Here is an 18,080-nt window from a genome sequence, read left to right on the forward strand (position 1 = left end):
CAGAGACGCACAGGTGGCACGAACGACACCGGTCAAGAAGGCGCTTCGCTCGCTCACCTGGTTGGTCATCATCATCGCCGCGCTCTCGGCGCTCAACGGGACGGCGACCATCCTGGCCAACAGCGCGAAGACCTCCGGATGGTGGGACTCGGCGAGCTGGGTGCCGGAACTGGCGCTCGACCTCCAGGGCGGCACGCAGATCACGCTCGCCGCCAAGCAAACGGGTGGCAACGACGTCAACGCGCAGCAGCTGCAGCAGGCGGTCGAGATCATCCGTGAGCGCATCGACGCCTCGGGAGTGTCCGAGTCCGAGATCAACACGCAGGGCTCGAACAACATCGTCGTGTCGATCCCCGGCCGGCCCGACAAGCAGACCATCCAGCGGATCGAGGCAGCCGCGAAGCTGACCTTCCGCCCCGTCCTGTACACGACCGCGGCGACGAACACCTCGGTCGGCGGGAAGGGCAAGAACGGTACGGCCTCACCGACGCCGTACAGCCCGCCCGCGTCGCTCGAGGCCACGCCCACGGCGAAGCCGACGAACGCGAGCGACCCGAACTGGGTGAGCGCGCGCCTCCAGGACCTGTACGAGAACTACGACTGCAACGCGCCGGACGACGTCACCTCCGCCCCCGACTCGAAGCCGCTCGTCACGTGTGACCAGGACGGCGCCAGCAAGTACATCCTCGGCCCGGTCGAGGTCGTGGGCGCCGACATCAGCAACGCGACGTCCGGCATCGCCACGAACTCGCAGGGCGTGTCCACCGGCGAGTGGGCCGTCAACCTCAGTTTCAACGGCCAGGGCACCAAGGACTTCCGCGCGGTCACCTCGCGCCTCGTCTCGCTCACGGCGCCGCGGAACCAGTTCGCCATCGTCCTCGACGGCACGGTGATCACCGCGCCCGCCACGAACAGCGCGATCACCAACGGCAAGGCGCAGATCACGGGGTCGTTCACCGCGGACTCCGCCAAGACGCTCGCCGACCAGCTCAAGTTCGGTGCCCTGCCGATCAACTTCACCGTGCAGAGCAACGAGGTCATCTCGGCGACCCTCGGTTCGGCGCAGCTCATCGGCGGTCTGATCGCCGGTCTCATCGGTCTGCTCCTCGTCGTCATCTACTCCGTGGTGCAGTACCGGGCGCTCGCGTTCGTGACCGTCCTGTCGCTCGCGGTGTCCGCCGCGATCACCTACCTCGTCATCGCGATCATGTCGTGGCGCATCGACTACCGGTTGTCCCTGGCCGGCGTGGCAGGCCTCATCGTCGCGATCGGCATCACGGCCGACTCGTTCATCGTCTACTTCGAACGCATCCGCGATGAACTCCGCGAGGGCCGCGCGCTCGAGAGCGCGGTCGAGGCGGGGTGGCGCCGTGCCTTCCGCACGATCCTGGCGTCCGACTCGGTCAACTTCCTCGCGGCCGTGACCCTCTACATCCTCGCGGTGAGCGACGTGAAGGGCTTCGCGCTGACCCTGCTGCTCACGACGATCATCGACATCATCGTCGTGACGCTGTTCACCCACCCGATGCTCCGGCTCATCGCGCGCACCCGGTTCTTCAACGAGGGACACCGCTTCAGCGGGCTCGACCCGACCGCACTCGGTGCGGTGTACCGGGGCCGCGCGCAGTTCCGTGCCCCCGTCGTGGACGGCAAGCGCCAGCGGAGCGCACGTGAGGCCGCGCGACGACAGACGATCGCCGAACGCAAGGCGCAGGGCACGACGACGACCACGGACTCCGAACGCCCTGAGACCGACGGGAAGGACTCCTGATGGCCAGCTTCAGCCAGTTCGGCAGCGACCTCTACACCGGCAAGCGCTCCTACGACATCGTCGGGCGCCGACGCCTCTGGTATACGATCGCCATCGCCGCGATCGTCATCTCCGTCGTCGTGCCGTGGCTCCGCGGTGGCTACCACCTCGGCATCGAGTTCACCGGCGGGTCGGAGTTCACCATCTCCGACGTGTCCACCCTCGATCAGGACCCGGCCACCGCTGCGGTCGAGCGAGTCGTCCCGGACGTCGTCCCGCGGGTGTCCCAGCTCGGCCGTGACTCGATCCGGGTCCAGACCTCGCAGCTGACGACCACGCAGAACGACGACGTCGCTGCCGCGCTCGCCAAGGCGTACGACGTGTCGGACACCAAGGTCGCGTCGTCCTACATCGGTGCGACCTGGGGTGCGGACGTCCTCGACCAGGCCATCCGCGGTCTCGTGATCTTCCTGATCCTCGCTGCCGCGTTCATGACCATCTACTTCCGCACCTGGAAGATGTCGCTCTCGGCCATGGCGGCGCTGCTCCACGACCTGCTCATCACGGCCGGGGTGTACGGCATCGTCGGCTTCGAGGTCACGCCCGCCGCGGTCATCGGGTTCCTGACGATCCTCGGGTACTCCCTGTACGACACGGTCGTGGTGTTCGACAAGGTCCGCGAGAACACCGCCCAGGACGCCGAGGGCTCGCGGCGCACCTTCGCGCAGTCGGTGAACCTCGCGGTGAACCAGACGCTCGTCCGCTCGATCAACACCTCGGTGGTCGCGTTGCTGCCCGTCGCGGCGATCCTCTTCATCGGGTCGTACGTCCTCGGCGCCGGGACCCTGCGGGACATCTCGCTCGCGCTGTTCATCGGCATCATCGTGGGCACCTACTCGACGATCTTCATCGCGTCGCCGCTCTACGCACACCTGCGGATCGGCGAGGAGAAGATCCGCAAGTCGGACCAGAAGAAGCTGCAGGCCGCGGCACGACAGCCGGCCTGACCACCGAGAGGCGACCGCATGCAGGAGATCGACGTCCACGAGGCCATGCGCCGCGTCGAGGGCGGAGCGCGACTCATCGACGTCCGCGAGCAGGACGAATGGGACGCGGGCCACGCTCCGGTCGCGCGCCTGCTGCCGATGTCGGCCCTGCAGGAGCGGTGTACCGAGATCGCCGCCGACGATGAACCGGCACTGATCATCTGCCACTCCGGCCACCGGTCGGGGATGGTCGCCGACGCGCTCGAGCGGTCGGGTGTGCCGGCCGTGAGCGTGGCCGGTGGCATGGTCGCGTGGGCGCAGGCCGGGGGAGCGGTCACGACGGCCGCTGACGACGCGAGCGGGCACCACGACGCCGTGGGCGAACCGGGTTCGGACGCCTGAGTCCGCGCGCGTAGTGTTGAACGCACAGCACCCGGCGTTGCCTGCACCACGAGTGTCGGGCAGTCCGCGTGCGGACGACCGCGACCGCGGCCGAGGGACATCAGTGGGACGACGCTCCGAGCGACGTGCCGGGGCCGGAGGCGACGCATGACCGACACACGGGAATCCGCGGCGGCCGAGGGCGCCGCAGCGCGACCCGATCCGGCGACGATGCCGTCGAGCGCCCCGACCGGTGCCAACACGACCGGTTCGATCGGGTCGTTGCGCTCCCTGCTCCCGCGACTGTTCTCGCGCGCCCAACCGGCCGGGGCCGTCGACACCCTCATCCGGACGGTCCGCGCGCACCACCCGAAGGCGGACGTGACGCTCATCGAGCGCGCCTACTCCGTGGCCGAACGCGCCCACGACGGACAGCGCCGGAAGTCAGGCGAGCCGTACATCACCCATCCGGTGGCGGTCGCGCAGATCCTGGCCGACCTCGGCATCGGGTCCATCACGATCGCGGCGGCGCTGCTCCACGACACCGTCGAGGACACCGAGTACACACTCGACGAACTCCGCGACGACTTCGGTGACGAGATCGCGATGCTCGTCGACGGCGTCACCAAGCTCGACAAGCTCAAGTACGGCGACAGCGCGCAAGCCGAGACGGTCCGCAAGATGGTCGTCGCGATGTCGAAGGACATCCGCGTCCTCGTCATCAAGCTCGCCGACCGGTTGCACAACGCGCGGACATGGGGCTTCGTCGAGTCCGCCTCCGCGACCCGGAAGGCCAAGGAGACGCTCGAGATCTACGCGCCCCTGGCGCACCGTCTCGGCATCCAGATGATCAAGCTCGAGCTCGAGGACCTGTCGTTCGCGGTCCTCCATCCGAAGCTGTACGTCGAGATCGACAGCCTCGTCAAGGAGCGCACCCCGAAGCGCGAACAGTTCGTGCAGAACGTCATCGGCCTGGTCAAGAAGGACCTCAAGGCCGCGCGCATCCGCGGCGACGTGATGGGCCGCCCGAAGCAGTACTACTCGATCTACCAGAAGATGATCGTGCGAGGGCGGGAGTTCGACGAGATCTACGACCTCGTCGGCATCCGGGTCCTCGTGCCGACGGTCCGCGATTGCTACGCCGTGCTCGGGTCGGTCCACGCGCGGTGGACCCCGCTCCCGGGACGCTTCAAGGACTACATCGCGACCCCGAAGTTCAACCTGTACCAGTCGTTGCACACGACCGTCATCGGCCCGCAGGGTCGCCCGGTCGAGATCCAGATCCGCACGCACGAGATGCACCTCCGTGCCGAGTTCGGGGTCGCGGCCCACTGGAAGTACAAGCAGCGGATGAACGGCCGCGACGTCGACACGACGAGCCACTCCGACGCCGACATGGCATGGCTCGCGCACATCTCGGACTGGCAGGCGGAGACGAGCGACCCGACCGAGTTCCTCGACTCGCTGCGGTACGAGATCGGTGCGAAGGAGACCTACGTCTTCACGCCCCAGGGCAAGGTGATCGGGCTGCCCGCCGGAGCCACGCCCGTGGACTTCGCGTATGCGGTGCACACCGAGATCGGCCACCGCACGATGGGTGCGAAGGTGAACGGTCGGCTCGTGCCGCTCGAGAGCGAGCTGTCGAGCGGCGACGTCGTCGAGATCTTCACCTCGAAGAACCCCGACTCCGGCCCGAGCCAGGACTGGCTCGCCTTCGTCCGGAGTCCTCGGGCCCGCAACAAGATCAAGCAGTGGTTCACCAAGGAACGCCGCGAGGAAGCGATCGAGCAGGGCCGCGACGCCATCGCCCGTGCGATGCGCAAGCAGAACCTGCCGCTCCAGCGACTCATGAGCCAGGACACCGTCGCCGAGGTCGCGTCGAGCATGCGGTACGAGGACGTCTCGGCGCTGTACGCCGCCATCGGCGAGGGACACGTCTCGACGCAGTCGGTGATCGAGAAGATCCTCGCGAGCGTCCAGACCGAGACCGAGACCGACGAACCCGAGCTGACGTTCCCCGCTCGGGTGTCGAGTCGGGTGCTCCGGAACAGCGACAGTGGTGTGCTCGTGCGCGGCGCACCGGACATCCTCGTGAAGCTCGCGAAGTGCTGCACCCCGGTACCCGGGGACCAGATCGTCGGGTTCATCACGCGCGGACAGGGCGTGTCGGTGCACCAGGCGACGTGCTCGAACGTGCAGTCGCTCATGCAGGAGCCCGACCGGATGATCGAGGTCGAGTGGGCCCCGTCGTCGAAGAGCGTGTTCCTCGTGCAGATCCAGATCGAGGCACTCGACCGCGCTGGCCTCCTCAGCGACGTCACCCGGGTGCTCTCGGAACACCACGTCAACATCCTGTCGGCGACGGTGTCGACCTCGTCCGAGCGGTTGGCACTGTCCCGGTTCGTGTTCGAGATGGGTGACACGACCCACCTCGACCGCGTGCTGAACGCGGTACGCCGCATCGACGCCGTGTACGACGTCTACCGGGTCAGCGCGGGCTGAGCCGGCGGGGGAGGGTCATCGCAGGGCCTCCTCGAGCCGGCCGACCGCCTGTCGCGAGTGTGGCGCGGACCGCGTCGCCGCCAGCGCGGTCCGGATCGCGTCCGGATGCACGAGCGCGGTCAACCGTCGCACCGCCTCGGCGTCGTCCCGCTCCCACCACTCACCGTCGCGCAGGAGGTCGACGGCCGTCCGGAGGGGGGCGGTGACACGTGCCGGACCGACGACGACGACGTCGGACCGAGTGAGCCGGGTCTCGCGCACCCGGAGCCGCGGCCGGGAGGCCCGAGCACGCGTCCCGGGGCCGGCGCAGGCCTGCAGCACGGCGGGGGCGCGTGACCGCGCACCCCAGATCCACGCCGCCGTGAGCCGCTCGGCGACGATGCGCGAGTCGGACACGGACCACGCGAACGCACTCGCCCGCGTCAGGGCGTCGTCGGGGAGCGCGACGGACGCGAAGCAGGCGTCGACCTCGTAGAGCTCGCCGTCCAGCCGCGCGGCGCAGAGCTCCGCGAGGGCGAGGTCGTCAGGGGTGTGGATGCGGCGCACCGGACGAGTCTGGCGCGGCCGTCGCTCCGACGTCGTCGGTGCATCCCGCCCTGTGGAGGAGTCGCCCGACCGGGCGATCTGGGGCCGCTCAGTACGAGCTGGTGTCGTCCCCGAGGCCGGACGCCGCACCGGTACGAGCCCGATGGGCGTACTCGTCCATGATCCGTGCCGATGCGCTCGTGCCGATGCGATCCGCCCCGGCAGCGACCATGGCGATGACGGCGTCGAGACCGCGCACCCCGCCGGACGCCTTCACCCCGACGTCCGGTCCGACCGTCGCCCGCATGAGGCGGATGTGGTCCTCGGTCGCGCCGCCGCCCGCGAAGCCCGTCGACGTCTTGACGAACGAGGCTCCCGCGCGGACCGCCGCGTGGCAGGCGGCGACGATCTCCTCGTCGGTCAGGAACGCGGTCTCGAGGATCACCTTGACGGGGACGTCGCCCGCGACCTCCACCACCGCGCGGACATCGGCCTCGACCGCGGCCCAGTCGCCGCTCTTCGCCGCGCCGATCTGCTGCACCATGTCGAGCTCGAACGCGCCATCGGCGATCGCCTGACGGGCCTCCGCGGTCTTGGTGCTCGTGGTCGTCGTGCCGTGCGGGAACCCGATGACGGTGCCGACTCCCACGCCGGTACCGGTGAGGCGCTCGACGGCGTGTCGGACGTCACTCGGACGGACGCACACGCTGAGGACCCGGTGGGTCGCCGCCTCGTCGAGTTGGGTGTCGACGGCGGCGCGGTCGAGTTCGGGCTTGAGGATCGCGTGATCGATGAGACGACGGACGTCGTCGGCGGACGCGGGGAACAGTGCGGATTCCACAGCATCCGAGCGTACCGTCCCGGACATGCGTCTCCTCGTCACCGGAGCCACCGGGTACATCGGCGGCCGCCTCGTCCCGCGCCTGCTCGAGGCGGGCCACGACGTCCGTGTCCTCGCCCGGACCCCGCGCAAGCTCGACGACGTGCCGTGGCGGGATCGCGTCGAGGTGGTGCAGGGCGACCTCACCGACGCCGACGCGGTCGCTCGCGCCGTCGACGGCATGGAGGCCGTGTACTACCTCGCGCACAGCATGGGGACGCGCGGCGACTTCGAGGAGACCGAGCGCCGTGCCGCCCGCACGATGGCCTCGGCCGCACGCGCCGCCGGTGTCCGACGGTTCGTCTACCTCGGCGGGCTGCACCCGGACGGCGCGACGAGCAAGCACCTCCGCAGCCGGGCCGAGGTCGGGCAGGTCCTCCTCGACTCGGGCGTCCCCACCGTCGCCCTGCAGGCGGGGGTCGTCATCGGGTCCGGCAGCACCTCGTTCGAGATGATCCGGCACCTCACCGACGTGCTGCCATGGATGCCGGCGCCGCGGTGGGTCCGGAACCGCATCCAGCCGATCGCCGTCCGCGACGTCCTGTACTACCTCGTCCGGGCGATCGAGCTACCGGCGGACGTCAACCGGACCTTCGACATCGGTGGCCCCGACGTCCTCCGCTACGGACAGATGCTCAACGCGTACGCGGTCGAGGCGGGCCTGCCCCAGCGACCTATCTCGACCCTCCCGGTCCTGACACCCGAGCTGGCGGCCCACTGGTTCAACCTGGTGACGCCGATCCCGCGTGCCCTCGCCAAGCCGATCATCGAGTCCTTGCAGTACGAGTGCGTGCAGCGGGAACACGACATCGACGCGTTCATCCCGCATCCCGACGGCGGCCTGACCCCGTACCGGACGGCCGTCCGACTCGCGTTGCAGAAGACGCGCGAGGGCGAGGTCGAGACGAGCTGGCGCAACGCGAGCATGGACGGCGCGCCGAGCGACCCGCTGCCGAGCGACCCGGAGTGGGCCGGCCACGTCGTGGACGTCGACGATCGAACGCGCCGGACGACGGCCTCGGCTGAGGACGTCTGGCGTGTCATCGAGTCGATCGGTGGCGACAACGGCTGGTACTCGCTGCCCCTCGCCTGGGCCCTGCGCGGGTGGATGGACCGCATCGCCGGTGGCGTCGGTCTGAGCCGCGGCCGACGGAACCCGGATCGACTCGAGACCGGGGACGTCCTGGACTGGTGGCGGGTCGAGGAGCTCGACCGGGGCCGTTACCTCCGGTTGCGAGCGGAGTTCAAGGCCCCGGGCCGCGCCTGGCTGGAGCTGTCCGTGCGGCCCACCGAGGACGGCTCCGAGTACCACCAGCGGGCGATCTGGTTCCCGCAGGGACTCGCCGGACGCCTCTACTGGTGGTCGATCCTCCCGTTCCACGGGATCATCTTCCCCGGCATGGTCGAGCGCATCACGGCGCGTGCGGAACGCGGCGGCGGACGCCAGGACCTCCCACACGAGGCGCCGCTCGGCACACCACACCGCGAGACCGCCGCGAGCGAACGCTCGGCGGCCGGATGAGGTCCCCGGGTCGCACCGGAAGCCCGCCCACGGCAGAATGGACCACGACGTCGAGGAGGCAGTCATGACCGACGAGCAGACCGGAATCGAACAAGGCGGCGCGGACGAAGCCCACGAGGCTCCCGCGGGGGAAGCAGCAGCGGACTCGTCCGCCACCCAGGCCCCACGCCAGCGGCCGTCGTCCTCGGACCACGACGGCGAACTCGTGCTGTTCGTGGGCGACAGCCTGACGGCAGGCGGCGACTGGCAGTCGTGGCTGCCGGGGGAGCGGGTGCGGAACCTCGGGGTGAACGGGGACACCACCGACGGCGTGCTCGCGCGCCTCGACGAGGTCGTCGCGGCACAGCCCGACGTCATCGTGCTGCTCATCGGCACGAACGACTTCGGCAACCACCGGGCGACCGCGGAGCACGTGGTACGCAACGTCGAGTCCATCCTGGTGGACCTGCGCCGCGACCTGCCGGGCGTCCGGCTGCTGCTCGTGTCGATCCTGCCCCGCGCGGCGTCGTTCACACCCCGGATCGAGGAGGCGAACCGGCACCTCCGGCAGTTCGTCGCGACCTGCCGCGCGCAGTTCCTCGACCTGTGGCCGGCACTCGCCGAGGGCGACCGGATCGATCCCCGGTTCACCGAGGACGACCTGCACCTCAACGAGGACGGCTACCGCGCCGTGGTGGGCGAGCTCCTCCCCGCGCTCGAGCGGCTCCGGGACCTGCCGCCCATGTCGCGTCCGATCAACCTGGCGGACCTCCGCGACCTCCAGCGCTGATGCCGTCCGGCTCCCGCCGACAGGCGGAACCGGACTTCACACGTCCCGCTCTCGCGCCCGGCCTCCTGGCCGCGGTGGGCCTCCTGGCCTGCATCGCGCTCGTCGGCTCGTCCGGCTTCGTGTTCGTGCGTGTCGGCGTGACGTTCCTGGCGCTGGTCGTCATCGTGTTCGCGTTCCGGGCGCGAGCGTGGGTCGCCGCGGCCGTCACGCTGGCGATCGCCGTGTGCTGGAACCCCGTCGTGACGGTGCCGATCCCCGGCCAGCTGTGGGCGGCCCTCCAGATCGTCGCGGCCGCGGCGTTCGTCGCGGTGGGCATCGTCGTGAAGGTGCCCGACGACCGCACCTGACGGACGGTCACGCGCGCCCTCACGCCGCCGACCGACCGCACTGACGCCGCCACCGTGGACCGATAGGATTCGGATGGCGGGCACCGTGCCCGACCGCATCGAGAAGGGCGTGGATGGCCGACGAGACCGCACCGGAGACCGAGAGTCCGCTGCTGAACCCTCATCCGTCCTCCGGCGGACTCGAACGATCCGACGTCGTGGTCCGGAAGGGCCGGCTGACGCTCCTCAACGGGCACCTCACCCCGCAGCAGTCGATGATCGAGGACCTGCTCTTCATCGACGACGCGCTCACGGCCGCCGACGTCGACCACATGCTCATCCGCGGCAACGACACCCGGCCCGTCCTCGCGCTCGACGAGCGTGACCGACAGCGCGCCGAGAGCACGCTCATGGACGCCTGCGCGAACGAGCCGTTCTACGCGAAGCCACCGGGGGAGCGCGCGGTCCTGATCGCCGACGACGGTCTCGGGCAGTCCGGGAGGGACGTGCTGCGGCTGTTCCGTCCCCGTCTGGAGCCGATCGGTCGCCTCCGCTACGGCGCGGACACCGCGGTCCAGGTCGAGTTCTGGCGCGTCACCGACACCGAGGTCCTCGCGCCCGTCGAGAACGCGATGATGCGCCGCAGTCTGCCGCTCGACGAGTTCGTCCGGACCGAGGTGGAGCGCTACGGCCGCACGTGGCAGACGATCGAGCACATGTTCGACGACCACGTCAGCGACATCACGTTCCCCATCGACATGGTCTTCTCGTGGGTCGACGGCAACGCGATCGAGTACCAGCGCGCCCGGCAAGCCCAGCAGGCCAGCGCCGTCCTGGGCGAGGGCGACGACGCCCCGGCCCGCTTCCGGCAGATCGACGAGCTCAAGTACGCACTCCGGTCGGTGCACACGTTCGCGCCCTGGATCCGCACGATCTACATCGCGACCGATTCCCCCGCCCCGGCTTGGCTCGCCGATCACCCACGGGTGCGGATCGTCCGGAGCGAGGAGTTCTTCGCCGATCCGTCGGTCCTGCCGACGCACAACTCGCAGGCCGTCGAGTCACAGCTCCACCACATCCCCGGCTTGAGCGAACACTTCATCTACTCGAACGACGACATGTTCTTCGGCCGCTGGGTCGACCCGTCGATGTTCTTCTCGCCCGGCTCGATCACGAAGTTCATCCTCGCCACCACCCGGATCGGCCTGGGGACGAACAATGCCCAGCGCAGCGGCTTCGAGAACTCGGCACGGGTGAACCGGCAGCTCCTCCAGCAGCGGTTCGGCGCGATCACCACGCGGCACCTCGAACACGCCGCCACCCCGCTCCGCAAGAGCGTCATGTCCGAGATGGAGCACGAGTTCGCCGACGAGTTCGCGCGCACCGCAGCGTCACGGTTCCGCGCCGCCGACAACATCTCCGTGACCAACTCGCTGTACCACTACTACGCACTCATGACCGGGCGCGCCATCGTCCAGGAGAACGCGGTGGTGCAGTACGTCGACACGACCATGGTGTCCGGCCTCACGGCGCTCGACGAGCTGCTCCGCCGGCGAAACGTCGACTTCTTCTGCCTCAACGACGGGAGCTTCCCGGAGGTCTCCGACGACGAGCGCACCGCCCGGGTGACGGACTTCCTCGAGAAGTACTTCCCGTTCCCGGCCCCGTGGGAGCGGCCCACCGATGGGATCGCTCCCGCCGGAGCCGCTACCGCCGGCTGACGGGGGAGGCCGGCACCACCTCGTCGCGGAACACCGGGATGCTCGAGGTGACCGGCTGCGGTTCGACCGCGGCCGGGATGACCACGCCTGCCGCAGCGAGCCGTTCGGCAACCTGTACCGGCGCGACGCGCTCGCCCACGGTCGCGTAGTGCCCGATCGGAACGACCGAGTGGACCACGGTCGATCCGTACACGTGCACGAGGTTGAACGACTGCGCACCGTCGCGCCCGCGGGTGCCACCGCCCTCGGTGACCAGGTCCTGCGTGTAGCAGGTCGCGCTGGCGACCGAGACGGGGATCCCGGCGAACTGCGACGTCGTCGAGTAGTGCAAGTGGCCACCGATGATCGAGATGATGTCGGACCCCTCCACCACCTCGGCGAGTGCCTGCTGGTCGCGCAGTTCGACGAGGACCGTCAGGTCCTGGACACTCGGCACGGGCGGGTGGTGGAGCGCGAGGATGGTGCCGTGCGGCGCCGCCACGCTGAGTTCCTCGGCGAGCCAGTCGAGCTGCGCGGAGGTCAGTTCCCCGTAGTGGTGGCCAGGGACACTCGTGTCGAGCGTGATCACCCGGAGCCCGTTGACGTCGTACACGAAGTCCACGGGCCGGTCGGTGGGCTGCAGACCGAACAGCTCACGCCGGAACGCGCCACGCTCGTCGTGGTTGCCCATCGCCCAGATGAGCTGGGCACCGAGTCGTTCCGACGCCGGTTCGAGGATGCGGCGGACCCGTGCGTACGCTCCTGGCTCACCGCGGTCCGCGACGTCGCCCGTGACGACGATGGCCTCGGGGTGCGAACCCGACGCCTCGATCTCGTCGACGATCTGCTGCAACCGCGCAGCCGAGTCGACGTCTCCGTACAGCTCGCCGTCAGCGGCGATGAGGTGGGTGTCGGAGAGGTGGAGCAGGAAGTGGTTCGGCCTGGGGTGTTCGGCCGTCCGGATGTCCATGGAGCTCGCAATCAATCACTCGTCGAGGAACAGCGCGGCCAACGTTGTCACAGCCACGTACACCAGTCCAGCACCCGCGCGTGAACGTGCCCTGAACTGGGTGGGCGTGTCCGATCGTCCCCAGGTGAACGACGAACGACGAAGCGCCCGACCACCATCGTGGTCGGGCGCTCCCGTGTGTCGGTTCAGTGACCGCCGCTGCCGACCTGCGGCGCCTGGTGCGTGCCCTCGAGGTCCGGCCCGTGGTGCGCCGCATGCGCGGCGTCGAGCTCGGGCTTGGAGACGGGGGCGATGCGATCCTCGAAGAAGAACTTCGACATCCGAGCGCGCACCCGCTCGACCGGGCTGATCTTGCCGCGTGCGTTCGGACGGAGCATGAGCGGCTGGTACTCGTTGAACTGCAGCAGACGCCACCGCTCGTACTCGTCGAGCTGCTCGTGGACCTCGATGTACTCGCCGTGCGGCAGGCGCACGATGCGGCCCGACTCGTACCCGTGCAGCACGATCTCGCGGTCCTTCTTCTGCAGCGCGAGGCAGACGCGCTTCGTGATCCAGAAGGCGAAGAACGGGCCGAGGACGACCATCGCCTGCACGACGTGGATGACGTGGTTCAGGGAGACCATGAAGTGCGTGGCGATGATGTCCGAGCTCGCGGCGGCCCAGAGGCCGCCGTAGAGCGTCATGCCGGCGGCACCGATGGCCGTGCGGGTCGGCGCGTTCCGCGGGCGGTCGGCGATGTGGTGCTCGCGCTTGTCGCCCGTGACCCACGCCTCGAGGAACGGGTACAGCAGGATGGCGCTGATGAGCAGCACGAGCACGATGATCGGCGCGAGGATGTTCATCGAGAGCGTGTAGTTGCCCCAGATCACGAACTCCCAGTGCGGCGGGACCAGACGCAGGGCGCCGTCGGCGAAGCCGATGTACCAGTCGGGCTGGGTCCCCGCAGACACCGGGGACGGGTCGTACGGACCGTACGTCCAGATCGGGTTGATCGTGAACAGCGACGCGATCAGGGCGAGGATGCCCGCGACGATGAAGAAGAACCCGCCCGCCTTCGCGGCGAAGGCCGGGAGGATCGGGACACCGACGACGTTCTCGTTGGTACGGCCCGGGCCGGCGTACTGCGTGTGCTTGTTGATGACGACGAGCACGAGGTGCACACCGAGCACGGCGACCAGGATCGCCGGCAGCAGCAGGATGTGCAGCGTGTACAGGCGGCCGACGATCGCGGTCCCCGGGAACTCCCCGCCGAACAGCAGGTAGGCGATCCACACACCGATGACCGGGACACCCTCGATCATGCCGACGATGATGCGGAGGCCGTTGCCGGACAACAGGTCGTCGGGGAGCGAGTACCCCGTGAAGCCCTCGGCCATGGCGAGGACCCAGAGGAGGAAGCCGAACACCCAGTTGAGCTCACGCGGCTTGCGGAACGCGCCCGTGAAGTACACCCGGAGCATGTGCAGCATGATCGAGGCCACGAACAGCAGCGCCGCCCAGTGGTGGATCTGCCGGACGAACAGACCGCCGCGGATGTCGAACGAGATGTTGAGCGTCGACTGGTACGCCGCCGACATCTCGATGCCCTTGAGCGGTACCCACGAGCCGTCGTACGAGACGTCCGCCATCGACGCCTGGAAGAAGAACGTCAGGAAGGTGCCGGACAGCAGCACGACGACGAAGCTGTAGAGCGCCACCTCGCCGAGCATGAACGACCAGTGGTCGGGGAAGATCTTGCGACCGACCTCTTTGACCAGCCCGGAGATGCTCGTGCGCTCGTCGATGTAGTTCGCGGCCGCGCCGACCAGCCGGGACGTCGGCGTCGGCGCGTTCTGCGGCGGTGTGGCCGCCGCCGGCGTGGGACCGGTGGTCCGTGTGGTGGTGGTGCTCATGAAACGCGCTCACGCTCCCAGAAGCTGGGGCCGACGGGCTCGTGGAAGTCGCTCTGCGCGACCAGGTAGCCCTCGGAGTCGACCGTGATGGGAAGTTGGGGAAGGGGCCGGCTCGCCGGGCCGAAGATGACCTCGCAGCTGTGCGCGACATCGAACGTCGACTGGTGGCACGGGCACAGCAGGTGGTGCGTCTGCTGCTCGTAGAGCGCGACGGGGCATCCGACGTGGGTGCAGATCTTCGAGTAGGCGACGATGCCGTCGTACCCCCAGTGTTCCTGGCCCTTGCGGGGATGGAGCTCCGACGGGTCCAGGCGCATGAGCAGGACGGCCGCCTTGGCCTTCTCCTCGAGCATGTCCGACTTGTCGAGCAGACCGTCGGGGATCACGTGGAAGACCGAGCCCTGGGTGACGTCGGACGCCTTGATCGGCAGGCCGGTCGGGTCCTTCGTCAGGCGCGTGCCCTGCTTCCACATCGTGTAGCTGAGGAGCTTGTTGGGGTCGGCAGCGGGCGCGAGATCGCGCACCAGCACGACACCAGGGAGCGGGAACGCCACGAGCGCACCGATGAGGCTGTTGCGGATGACCGTTCGACGGTTGAAGCCCGATTCCTTGTCGCCGAGCCGGAAGGCCTCGACGGCCTTCGCACGGGTCTCCTCGGAGCCACGCGTCGCGTGACGCTGCTCGGAGATCTCGCGGTCCACGACGAGGGTCTTGGACCAGTAGACGGCACCGAACCCGAGGGCGAGGAGCGCCAGCGTGATCGACAGACCGAGGAACAGGTTGCCGAAGCGGACCGTCGACAGGTCGCCGGCGCGGACGGGGAACGCGACGTAGGACGCGATCGCCAGGATGCTGCCGATGATCGAGATGTAGAAGAACGTCGCGACCTGACGCTCGGCCAGACGCTCCTTCTTCGGGTCGACGTCGGTCCGCCGCGGGCGGTGCGGCGGCTCACCCGGGTTCTGGAACGGCTCGGCGGGCAGGACCGCGGTACCGGCGGGGATCGAGGGCGTGTCGTGCTTCTCGACAGCGGAGGACGCGGACAGTACGTCGTCGTCGCGCTCTGTCATGGTGTTCCCTTCAGTGGTGTCGTGCGACACGGGTCGATCAGTTGGTCTTCGCGGTGAGCCAGACGGTCACCGCGACGACCGCACCGAGTCCGAAGATCCAGAGGAACAGGCCCTCTGCCACCGGGCCGATGTCACCGAGGGCGAACCCGCCCGGGGACTTCGTGTCCTGGATGTACTTCAGATAGGTGATGATGTCCGCCTTCTGCTTCGGCGTGATGTTCAGGTCGTTGAAGACGGGCATGTTCTGCGGACCGGTGAGCATGGCCTCGTAGATGTGCTTGCCCGACACCGACTTGAGGTTCGGCGCGTACTTGCCCTCGGTCAGGGCACCGCCGGCACCCGCGACGTTGTGGCACATCGCGCAGTTCACCCGGAACAGCTCGGCGCCCTTGGCCGCGTTGGCGTTGCCGTTGGTGAGGCTCGCCTTCGGGATGGACGGGCCCGGGCCGAGCGACGACACGTAGGCGGCGATGTCCGCGACCTGCTCATCCGTGAACTGCGCGGGCTTCTCCTCGACCTGCGGGCCGTTCGACGCCGCGGGCATGCGACCCGTGCCGACCTGGAAGTCGACCGAGGCGGCGCCGACGCCGATGAGCGACGGACCGGACTTCGTGCCCTGTGCGCTGAGCCCGTGGCACGTGGCGCAGTTCGACGCGAAGAGCTTCTGCCCCTCGTTGACCCGCGACTGGCTGGTGGCCGCGACCGTGGTCGACTGCGAGGAGTCCGCGTTGGCCGATGAGGTGAACAGGGCGTACGCGCCGCCGGTCGTCATCAGGCCGACGACGATCAGCGACACGGTCGCCAGCGGGGAGCGGCGGCCCTTCTTGGCGCCGGTGCGGCGCTCGGACTTGCTTCGAGAGAACATGCGCGTGGGGCTATCCGATTCCTACTTGAGAAGGTAGATGACGGCGAAGAGGCCGATCCAGACGACATCGACGAAGTGCCAGTAGTACGACACGACGATGGCGGTGGTCGCTTCCTTGTGACCGAAGTTCTTCGCGGCGAAGCCGCGGCCGAGGGTCAGGAGGAACGCGAGGAGGCCGCCGGTGACGTGGAGGCCGTGGAAGCCCGTGGTCATGAAGAAGGCAGACCCGTAGGCGCTCGAGGACAGCGTGACGCCCTCGTGCCAGAGGTTCGAGTACTCGTAGACCTGGCCGCAGATGAACACCGCGCCCATGCAGTAGGTGACGAAGAACCACTCGGTCATGCCCCAGTCGCGCGGCTTCCAGCTCGTGCGGTGCACCTGGAAGCGCTCGGCGGCGAACACCGCGAACTGGCAGGCGAAGCTCGACAGGACCAGGACGATCGTGTTCGTGGCGGCGTACGGCACGTCGAGGTGCGCGGTCTCGGTCGCCCAGAGCTTCGGGGACGTGCTGCGCAGCGTGAAGTAGATCGCGAACAGGCCGGCGAAGAACATGACCTCGCTGCCCAGCCACACGATGGTCCCCACGGCGACGGGGTTCGGCCGGTTCAGGACCGCGCCCTGGGCTGGTCTGGAGAGAGGGGTGCTTGTCACGTCGTCCATTATGGCCCGAACCACGGACAGTGTTTTCGCAGGCAACTGGCGGGTCCTTCGAAATCAGTACGATCGGGGGCATGCACGACTCGTTCTCCTGGCCGTCGGTCATCGGCTCCCTCATGGCCGGCACGGACCTGTCGATCAGCGAATCCGCATGGGCCATGGAGGACATCGTCGCCGGGCGTGCCACACCCGCCCAGATCGCGGGGTTCCTCGTCGCGCTCCGCGCCAAGGGCGAGACGGTGGACGAGGTCGTCGGGTTCCGTGACGCGATCCTCGAGAGCGCCGTCCCACTCGACGTCGACCCCATGGCGCTCGACATCGTCGGGACGGGTGGCGACGTCGTCGGGACGGTGAACGTCTCGACCATGGCGGCGATCGTCGTCGCCTCCGCCGGGGTGCCCGTCGTCAAGCACGGCAACCGTGCATCGAGTTCCCGTTCGGGGTCGTCCGACGTCCTCGCGGCACTCGGCCTCGACCTCACCCTCGACGCCGCGCGTGTCGCCGAGACGTTCCGCCGCGTCGGCCTGACGTTCGCGTTCGCGAGTGCCTTCCACCCGGGGTTCGCCCACGCCGCGTCGGTCCGCCGGGAGATCGGCGTCCCCACGGTCTTCAACTTCCTCGGACCCCTCGTGAACCCGGCTCGGTGCGAGGCGAACGCCGTCGGCGTGGCGCAGCTCGACCTCGTGCCGATCATCACGGGCGTGTTCCAGACACGGGGTGCGACGGCCCTGGTGTTCCGGGGGGACGACGGTCTCGACGAGCTCACCACGACGGGCCACAGCCACATCTGGGAGGTCAGCGGCGGCTCCGTGACCGAGCACGATCTCGACCCCCGGGACCTCGGCATCCCTCGTGCCCGCACGACCGACCTCCTGGGCGGCGAGCCCGCCGAGAACGCCGCGATCGTGCGGCGCGTGCTGGCGGGGGAGACCGGGGCGGTGCGCGACATCGTGCTCCTCAACGCCGCCGCCGGCCTCGTCGCGTTCCGGCTCGCCGCCGATCCCACACAGGTGTTGCGGCCGCTGCTGCAGCGGTTCCGCGAGGAACTCGTGGTCGCGGCCGAGGCCGTCGATTCCGGAGCGGCGGAAGCGAAGCTCGCGGCCTGGGTCGGCGAGCACCGAGCCTGAGGCGTTCCTCACGGAGCACGGGCGTGTCGACGACGCGCGTCATCCATCCCCGTCAGGTCCGGACGCTCGGGGACGAGGCGGGCCGCGCGGCGGGGGAGGCCGGTCCTCCCGACCGACACGCGGACGGCCCCGGCCACGGTCGTGGTCGGGGCCGTCCG

Annotated in this window: 16 protein-coding genes; 9 read left to right on the plus strand and 7 right to left on the minus strand. The window is 69.2% G+C overall.

What is annotated here, in order from left to right; genetic code table 11:
- Nucleotides 1–13: 13 nt before the first annotated feature.
- The 4 genes from secD to DEI88_RS08280 all read left to right on the plus strand — a co-directional run bounded on the left by secD (nt 14) and on the right by DEI88_RS08280 (nt 5,619).
- On the plus strand, nt 14–1,771 hold the full coding sequence (secD, locus tag DEI88_RS08265; RefSeq protein ID WP_111009034.1) for a protein translocase subunit SecD: 1,758 nt from the start codon (nt 14–16) through the stop codon (nt 1,769–1,771).
- Entirely contained in the window at nt 1,771–2,757 is a 987-nt protein-coding gene (gene secF / locus DEI88_RS08270; RefSeq protein WP_111071566.1) for a protein translocase subunit SecF, read from the plus strand. The genes secD and secF overlap by 1 nt, the downstream gene beginning before the upstream one ends.
- An 18-nt stretch (nt 2,758–2,775) precedes the next feature.
- Nucleotides 2,776–3,138, plus strand: coding sequence for a rhodanese-like domain-containing protein (locus DEI88_RS08275; protein ID WP_111071565.1), 363 nt, complete (start codon nt 2,776–2,778; stop codon nt 3,136–3,138).
- 210 nt (nt 3,139–3,348) lie between these two features.
- On the plus strand, nt 3,349–5,619 hold the full coding sequence (locus tag DEI88_RS08280; RefSeq protein WP_111009339.1) for a RelA/SpoT family protein: 2,271 nt from the start codon (nt 3,349–3,351) through the stop codon (nt 5,617–5,619).
- 15 nt (nt 5,620–5,634) lie between these two features.
- Here DEI88_RS08280 and DEI88_RS08285 read toward each other — a convergent pair whose 3' ends face one another.
- Nucleotides 5,635–6,165, minus strand: a complete 531-nt coding sequence (locus tag DEI88_RS08285; protein ID WP_111071564.1) for a hypothetical protein — start codon at nt 6,163–6,165, stop codon at nt 5,635–5,637.
- An 88-nt stretch (nt 6,166–6,253) separates the two neighbouring features.
- Nucleotides 6,254–6,985, minus strand: a complete 732-nt coding sequence (gene deoC, locus DEI88_RS08290; RefSeq protein WP_258374954.1) for a deoxyribose-phosphate aldolase — start codon at nt 6,983–6,985, stop codon at nt 6,254–6,256.
- Nucleotides 6,986–7,010: 25 nt separating this feature from the next.
- Between deoC and DEI88_RS08295 the strand changes: the two genes are divergently transcribed.
- The 4 genes from DEI88_RS08295 (at nt 7,011) to DEI88_RS08310 (ending at nt 11,362) form a co-directional block, all read left to right on the plus strand.
- Entirely contained in the window at nt 7,011–8,546 is a 1,536-nt protein-coding gene (locus tag DEI88_RS08295) for an SDR family oxidoreductase (RefSeq protein ID WP_111009039.1), read from the plus strand.
- A 64-nt stretch (nt 8,547–8,610) separates the two neighbouring features.
- The gene (locus DEI88_RS08300) at nt 8,611–9,315 is read left to right on the plus strand and encodes a GDSL-type esterase/lipase family protein (protein ID WP_111025706.1); all 705 of its coding nucleotides are present in this window, start codon (nt 8,611–8,613) and stop codon (nt 9,313–9,315) included.
- A complete protein-coding gene (locus DEI88_RS08305; protein WP_111013328.1) occupies nt 9,315–9,662 on the plus strand; it encodes a DUF6804 family protein in 348 nt (115 codons plus the stop codon). The genes DEI88_RS08300 and DEI88_RS08305 overlap by 1 nt, the downstream gene beginning before the upstream one ends.
- Before the next feature lie 113 nt (nt 9,663–9,775).
- Complete coding sequence (locus DEI88_RS08310) at nt 9,776–11,362, plus strand: stealth family protein (protein WP_111071562.1); 1,587 nt, start codon at nt 9,776–9,778, stop codon at nt 11,360–11,362.
- On the opposite strand, the gene DEI88_RS08315 is transcribed toward DEI88_RS08310, so the two are convergent.
- The 5 genes from DEI88_RS08315 to ctaE all read right to left on the minus strand — a co-directional run bounded on the left by DEI88_RS08315 (nt 11,349) and on the right by ctaE (nt 16,798).
- Complete coding sequence (locus DEI88_RS08315) at nt 11,349–12,311, minus strand: phosphodiesterase (protein ID WP_111009042.1); 963 nt, start codon at nt 12,309–12,311, stop codon at nt 11,349–11,351. The genes DEI88_RS08310 and DEI88_RS08315 overlap by 14 nt on opposite strands.
- Nucleotides 12,312–12,496: 185 nt before the next feature.
- The gene (gene qcrB, locus DEI88_RS08320) at nt 12,497–14,203 is read right to left on the minus strand and encodes a cytochrome bc1 complex cytochrome b subunit (RefSeq protein WP_111009043.1); all 1,707 of its coding nucleotides are present in this window, start codon (nt 14,201–14,203) and stop codon (nt 12,497–12,499) included.
- Nucleotides 14,200–15,273 carry a cytochrome bc1 complex Rieske iron-sulfur subunit gene (gene qcrA, locus DEI88_RS08325; RefSeq protein ID WP_111009044.1) on the minus strand — a complete coding sequence of 358 codons (1,074 nt, stop codon included), beginning with the start codon at nt 15,271–15,273 and terminating at the stop codon, nt 14,200–14,202. The genes qcrB and qcrA overlap by 4 nt, the downstream gene beginning before the upstream one ends.
- Before the next feature lie 37 nt (nt 15,274–15,310).
- The gene (gene qcrC / locus DEI88_RS08330; protein ID WP_111009045.1) at nt 15,311–16,138 is read right to left on the minus strand and encodes a cytochrome bc1 complex diheme cytochrome c subunit; all 828 of its coding nucleotides are present in this window, start codon (nt 16,136–16,138) and stop codon (nt 15,311–15,313) included.
- Between the two features lie 21 nt (nt 16,139–16,159).
- A complete protein-coding gene (gene ctaE, locus DEI88_RS08335) occupies nt 16,160–16,798 on the minus strand; it encodes an aa3-type cytochrome oxidase subunit III (protein WP_111009046.1) in 639 nt (212 codons plus the stop codon).
- A gap of 71 nt (nt 16,799–16,869) precedes the next feature.
- On the opposite strand from ctaE, the gene trpD reads away from it, so the two are divergent.
- A complete protein-coding gene (gene trpD / locus DEI88_RS08340) occupies nt 16,870–17,922 on the plus strand; it encodes an anthranilate phosphoribosyltransferase (protein ID WP_111009047.1) in 1,053 nt (350 codons plus the stop codon).
- The last annotated feature ends 158 nt before the right edge of the window (nt 17,923–18,080 follow it).

This window comes from Curtobacterium sp. MCBD17_003 (assembly GCF_003234885.2).
Lineage (GTDB): Bacteria > Actinomycetota > Actinomycetes > Actinomycetales > Microbacteriaceae > Curtobacterium.

Coding starts and splice junctions, on each gene's coding strand:
- secF (WP_111071566.1), top strand. CDS start 1,771: ATGGCCAGCTTCAGCCAGTTCGGCAGCGACCTCTACACCGGCAAGCGC.
- DEI88_RS08275 (WP_111071565.1), top strand. CDS start 2,776: ATGCAGGAGATCGACGTCCACGAGGCCATGCGCCGCGTCGAGGGCGGA.
- DEI88_RS08280 (WP_111009339.1), top strand. CDS start 3,349: ATGCCGTCGAGCGCCCCGACCGGTGCCAACACGACCGGTTCGATCGGG.
- DEI88_RS08295 (WP_111009039.1), top strand. CDS start 7,011: ATGCGTCTCCTCGTCACCGGAGCCACCGGGTACATCGGCGGCCGCCTC.
- DEI88_RS08300 (WP_111025706.1), top strand. CDS start 8,611: ATGACCGACGAGCAGACCGGAATCGAACAAGGCGGCGCGGACGAAGCC.
- DEI88_RS08305 (WP_111013328.1), top strand. CDS start 9,315: ATGCCGTCCGGCTCCCGCCGACAGGCGGAACCGGACTTCACACGTCCC.
- DEI88_RS08310 (WP_111071562.1), top strand. CDS start 9,776: ATGGCCGACGAGACCGCACCGGAGACCGAGAGTCCGCTGCTGAACCCT.
- DEI88_RS08315 (WP_111009042.1), bottom strand. CDS start 12,311: ATGGACATCCGGACGGCCGAACACCCCAGGCCGAACCACTTCCTGCTC.
- qcrB (WP_111009043.1), bottom strand. CDS start 14,203: ATGAGCACCACCACCACACGGACCACCGGTCCCACGCCGGCGGCGGCC.
- qcrA (WP_111009044.1), bottom strand. CDS start 15,273: ATGACAGAGCGCGACGACGACGTACTGTCCGCGTCCTCCGCTGTCGAG.
- qcrC (WP_111009045.1), bottom strand. CDS start 16,138: ATGTTCTCTCGAAGCAAGTCCGAGCGCCGCACCGGCGCCAAGAAGGGC.
- ctaE (WP_111009046.1), bottom strand. CDS start 16,798: ATGGACGACGTGACAAGCACCCCTCTCTCCAGACCAGCCCAGGGCGCG.
- trpD (WP_111009047.1), top strand. CDS start 16,870: ATGCACGACTCGTTCTCCTGGCCGTCGGTCATCGGCTCCCTCATGGCC.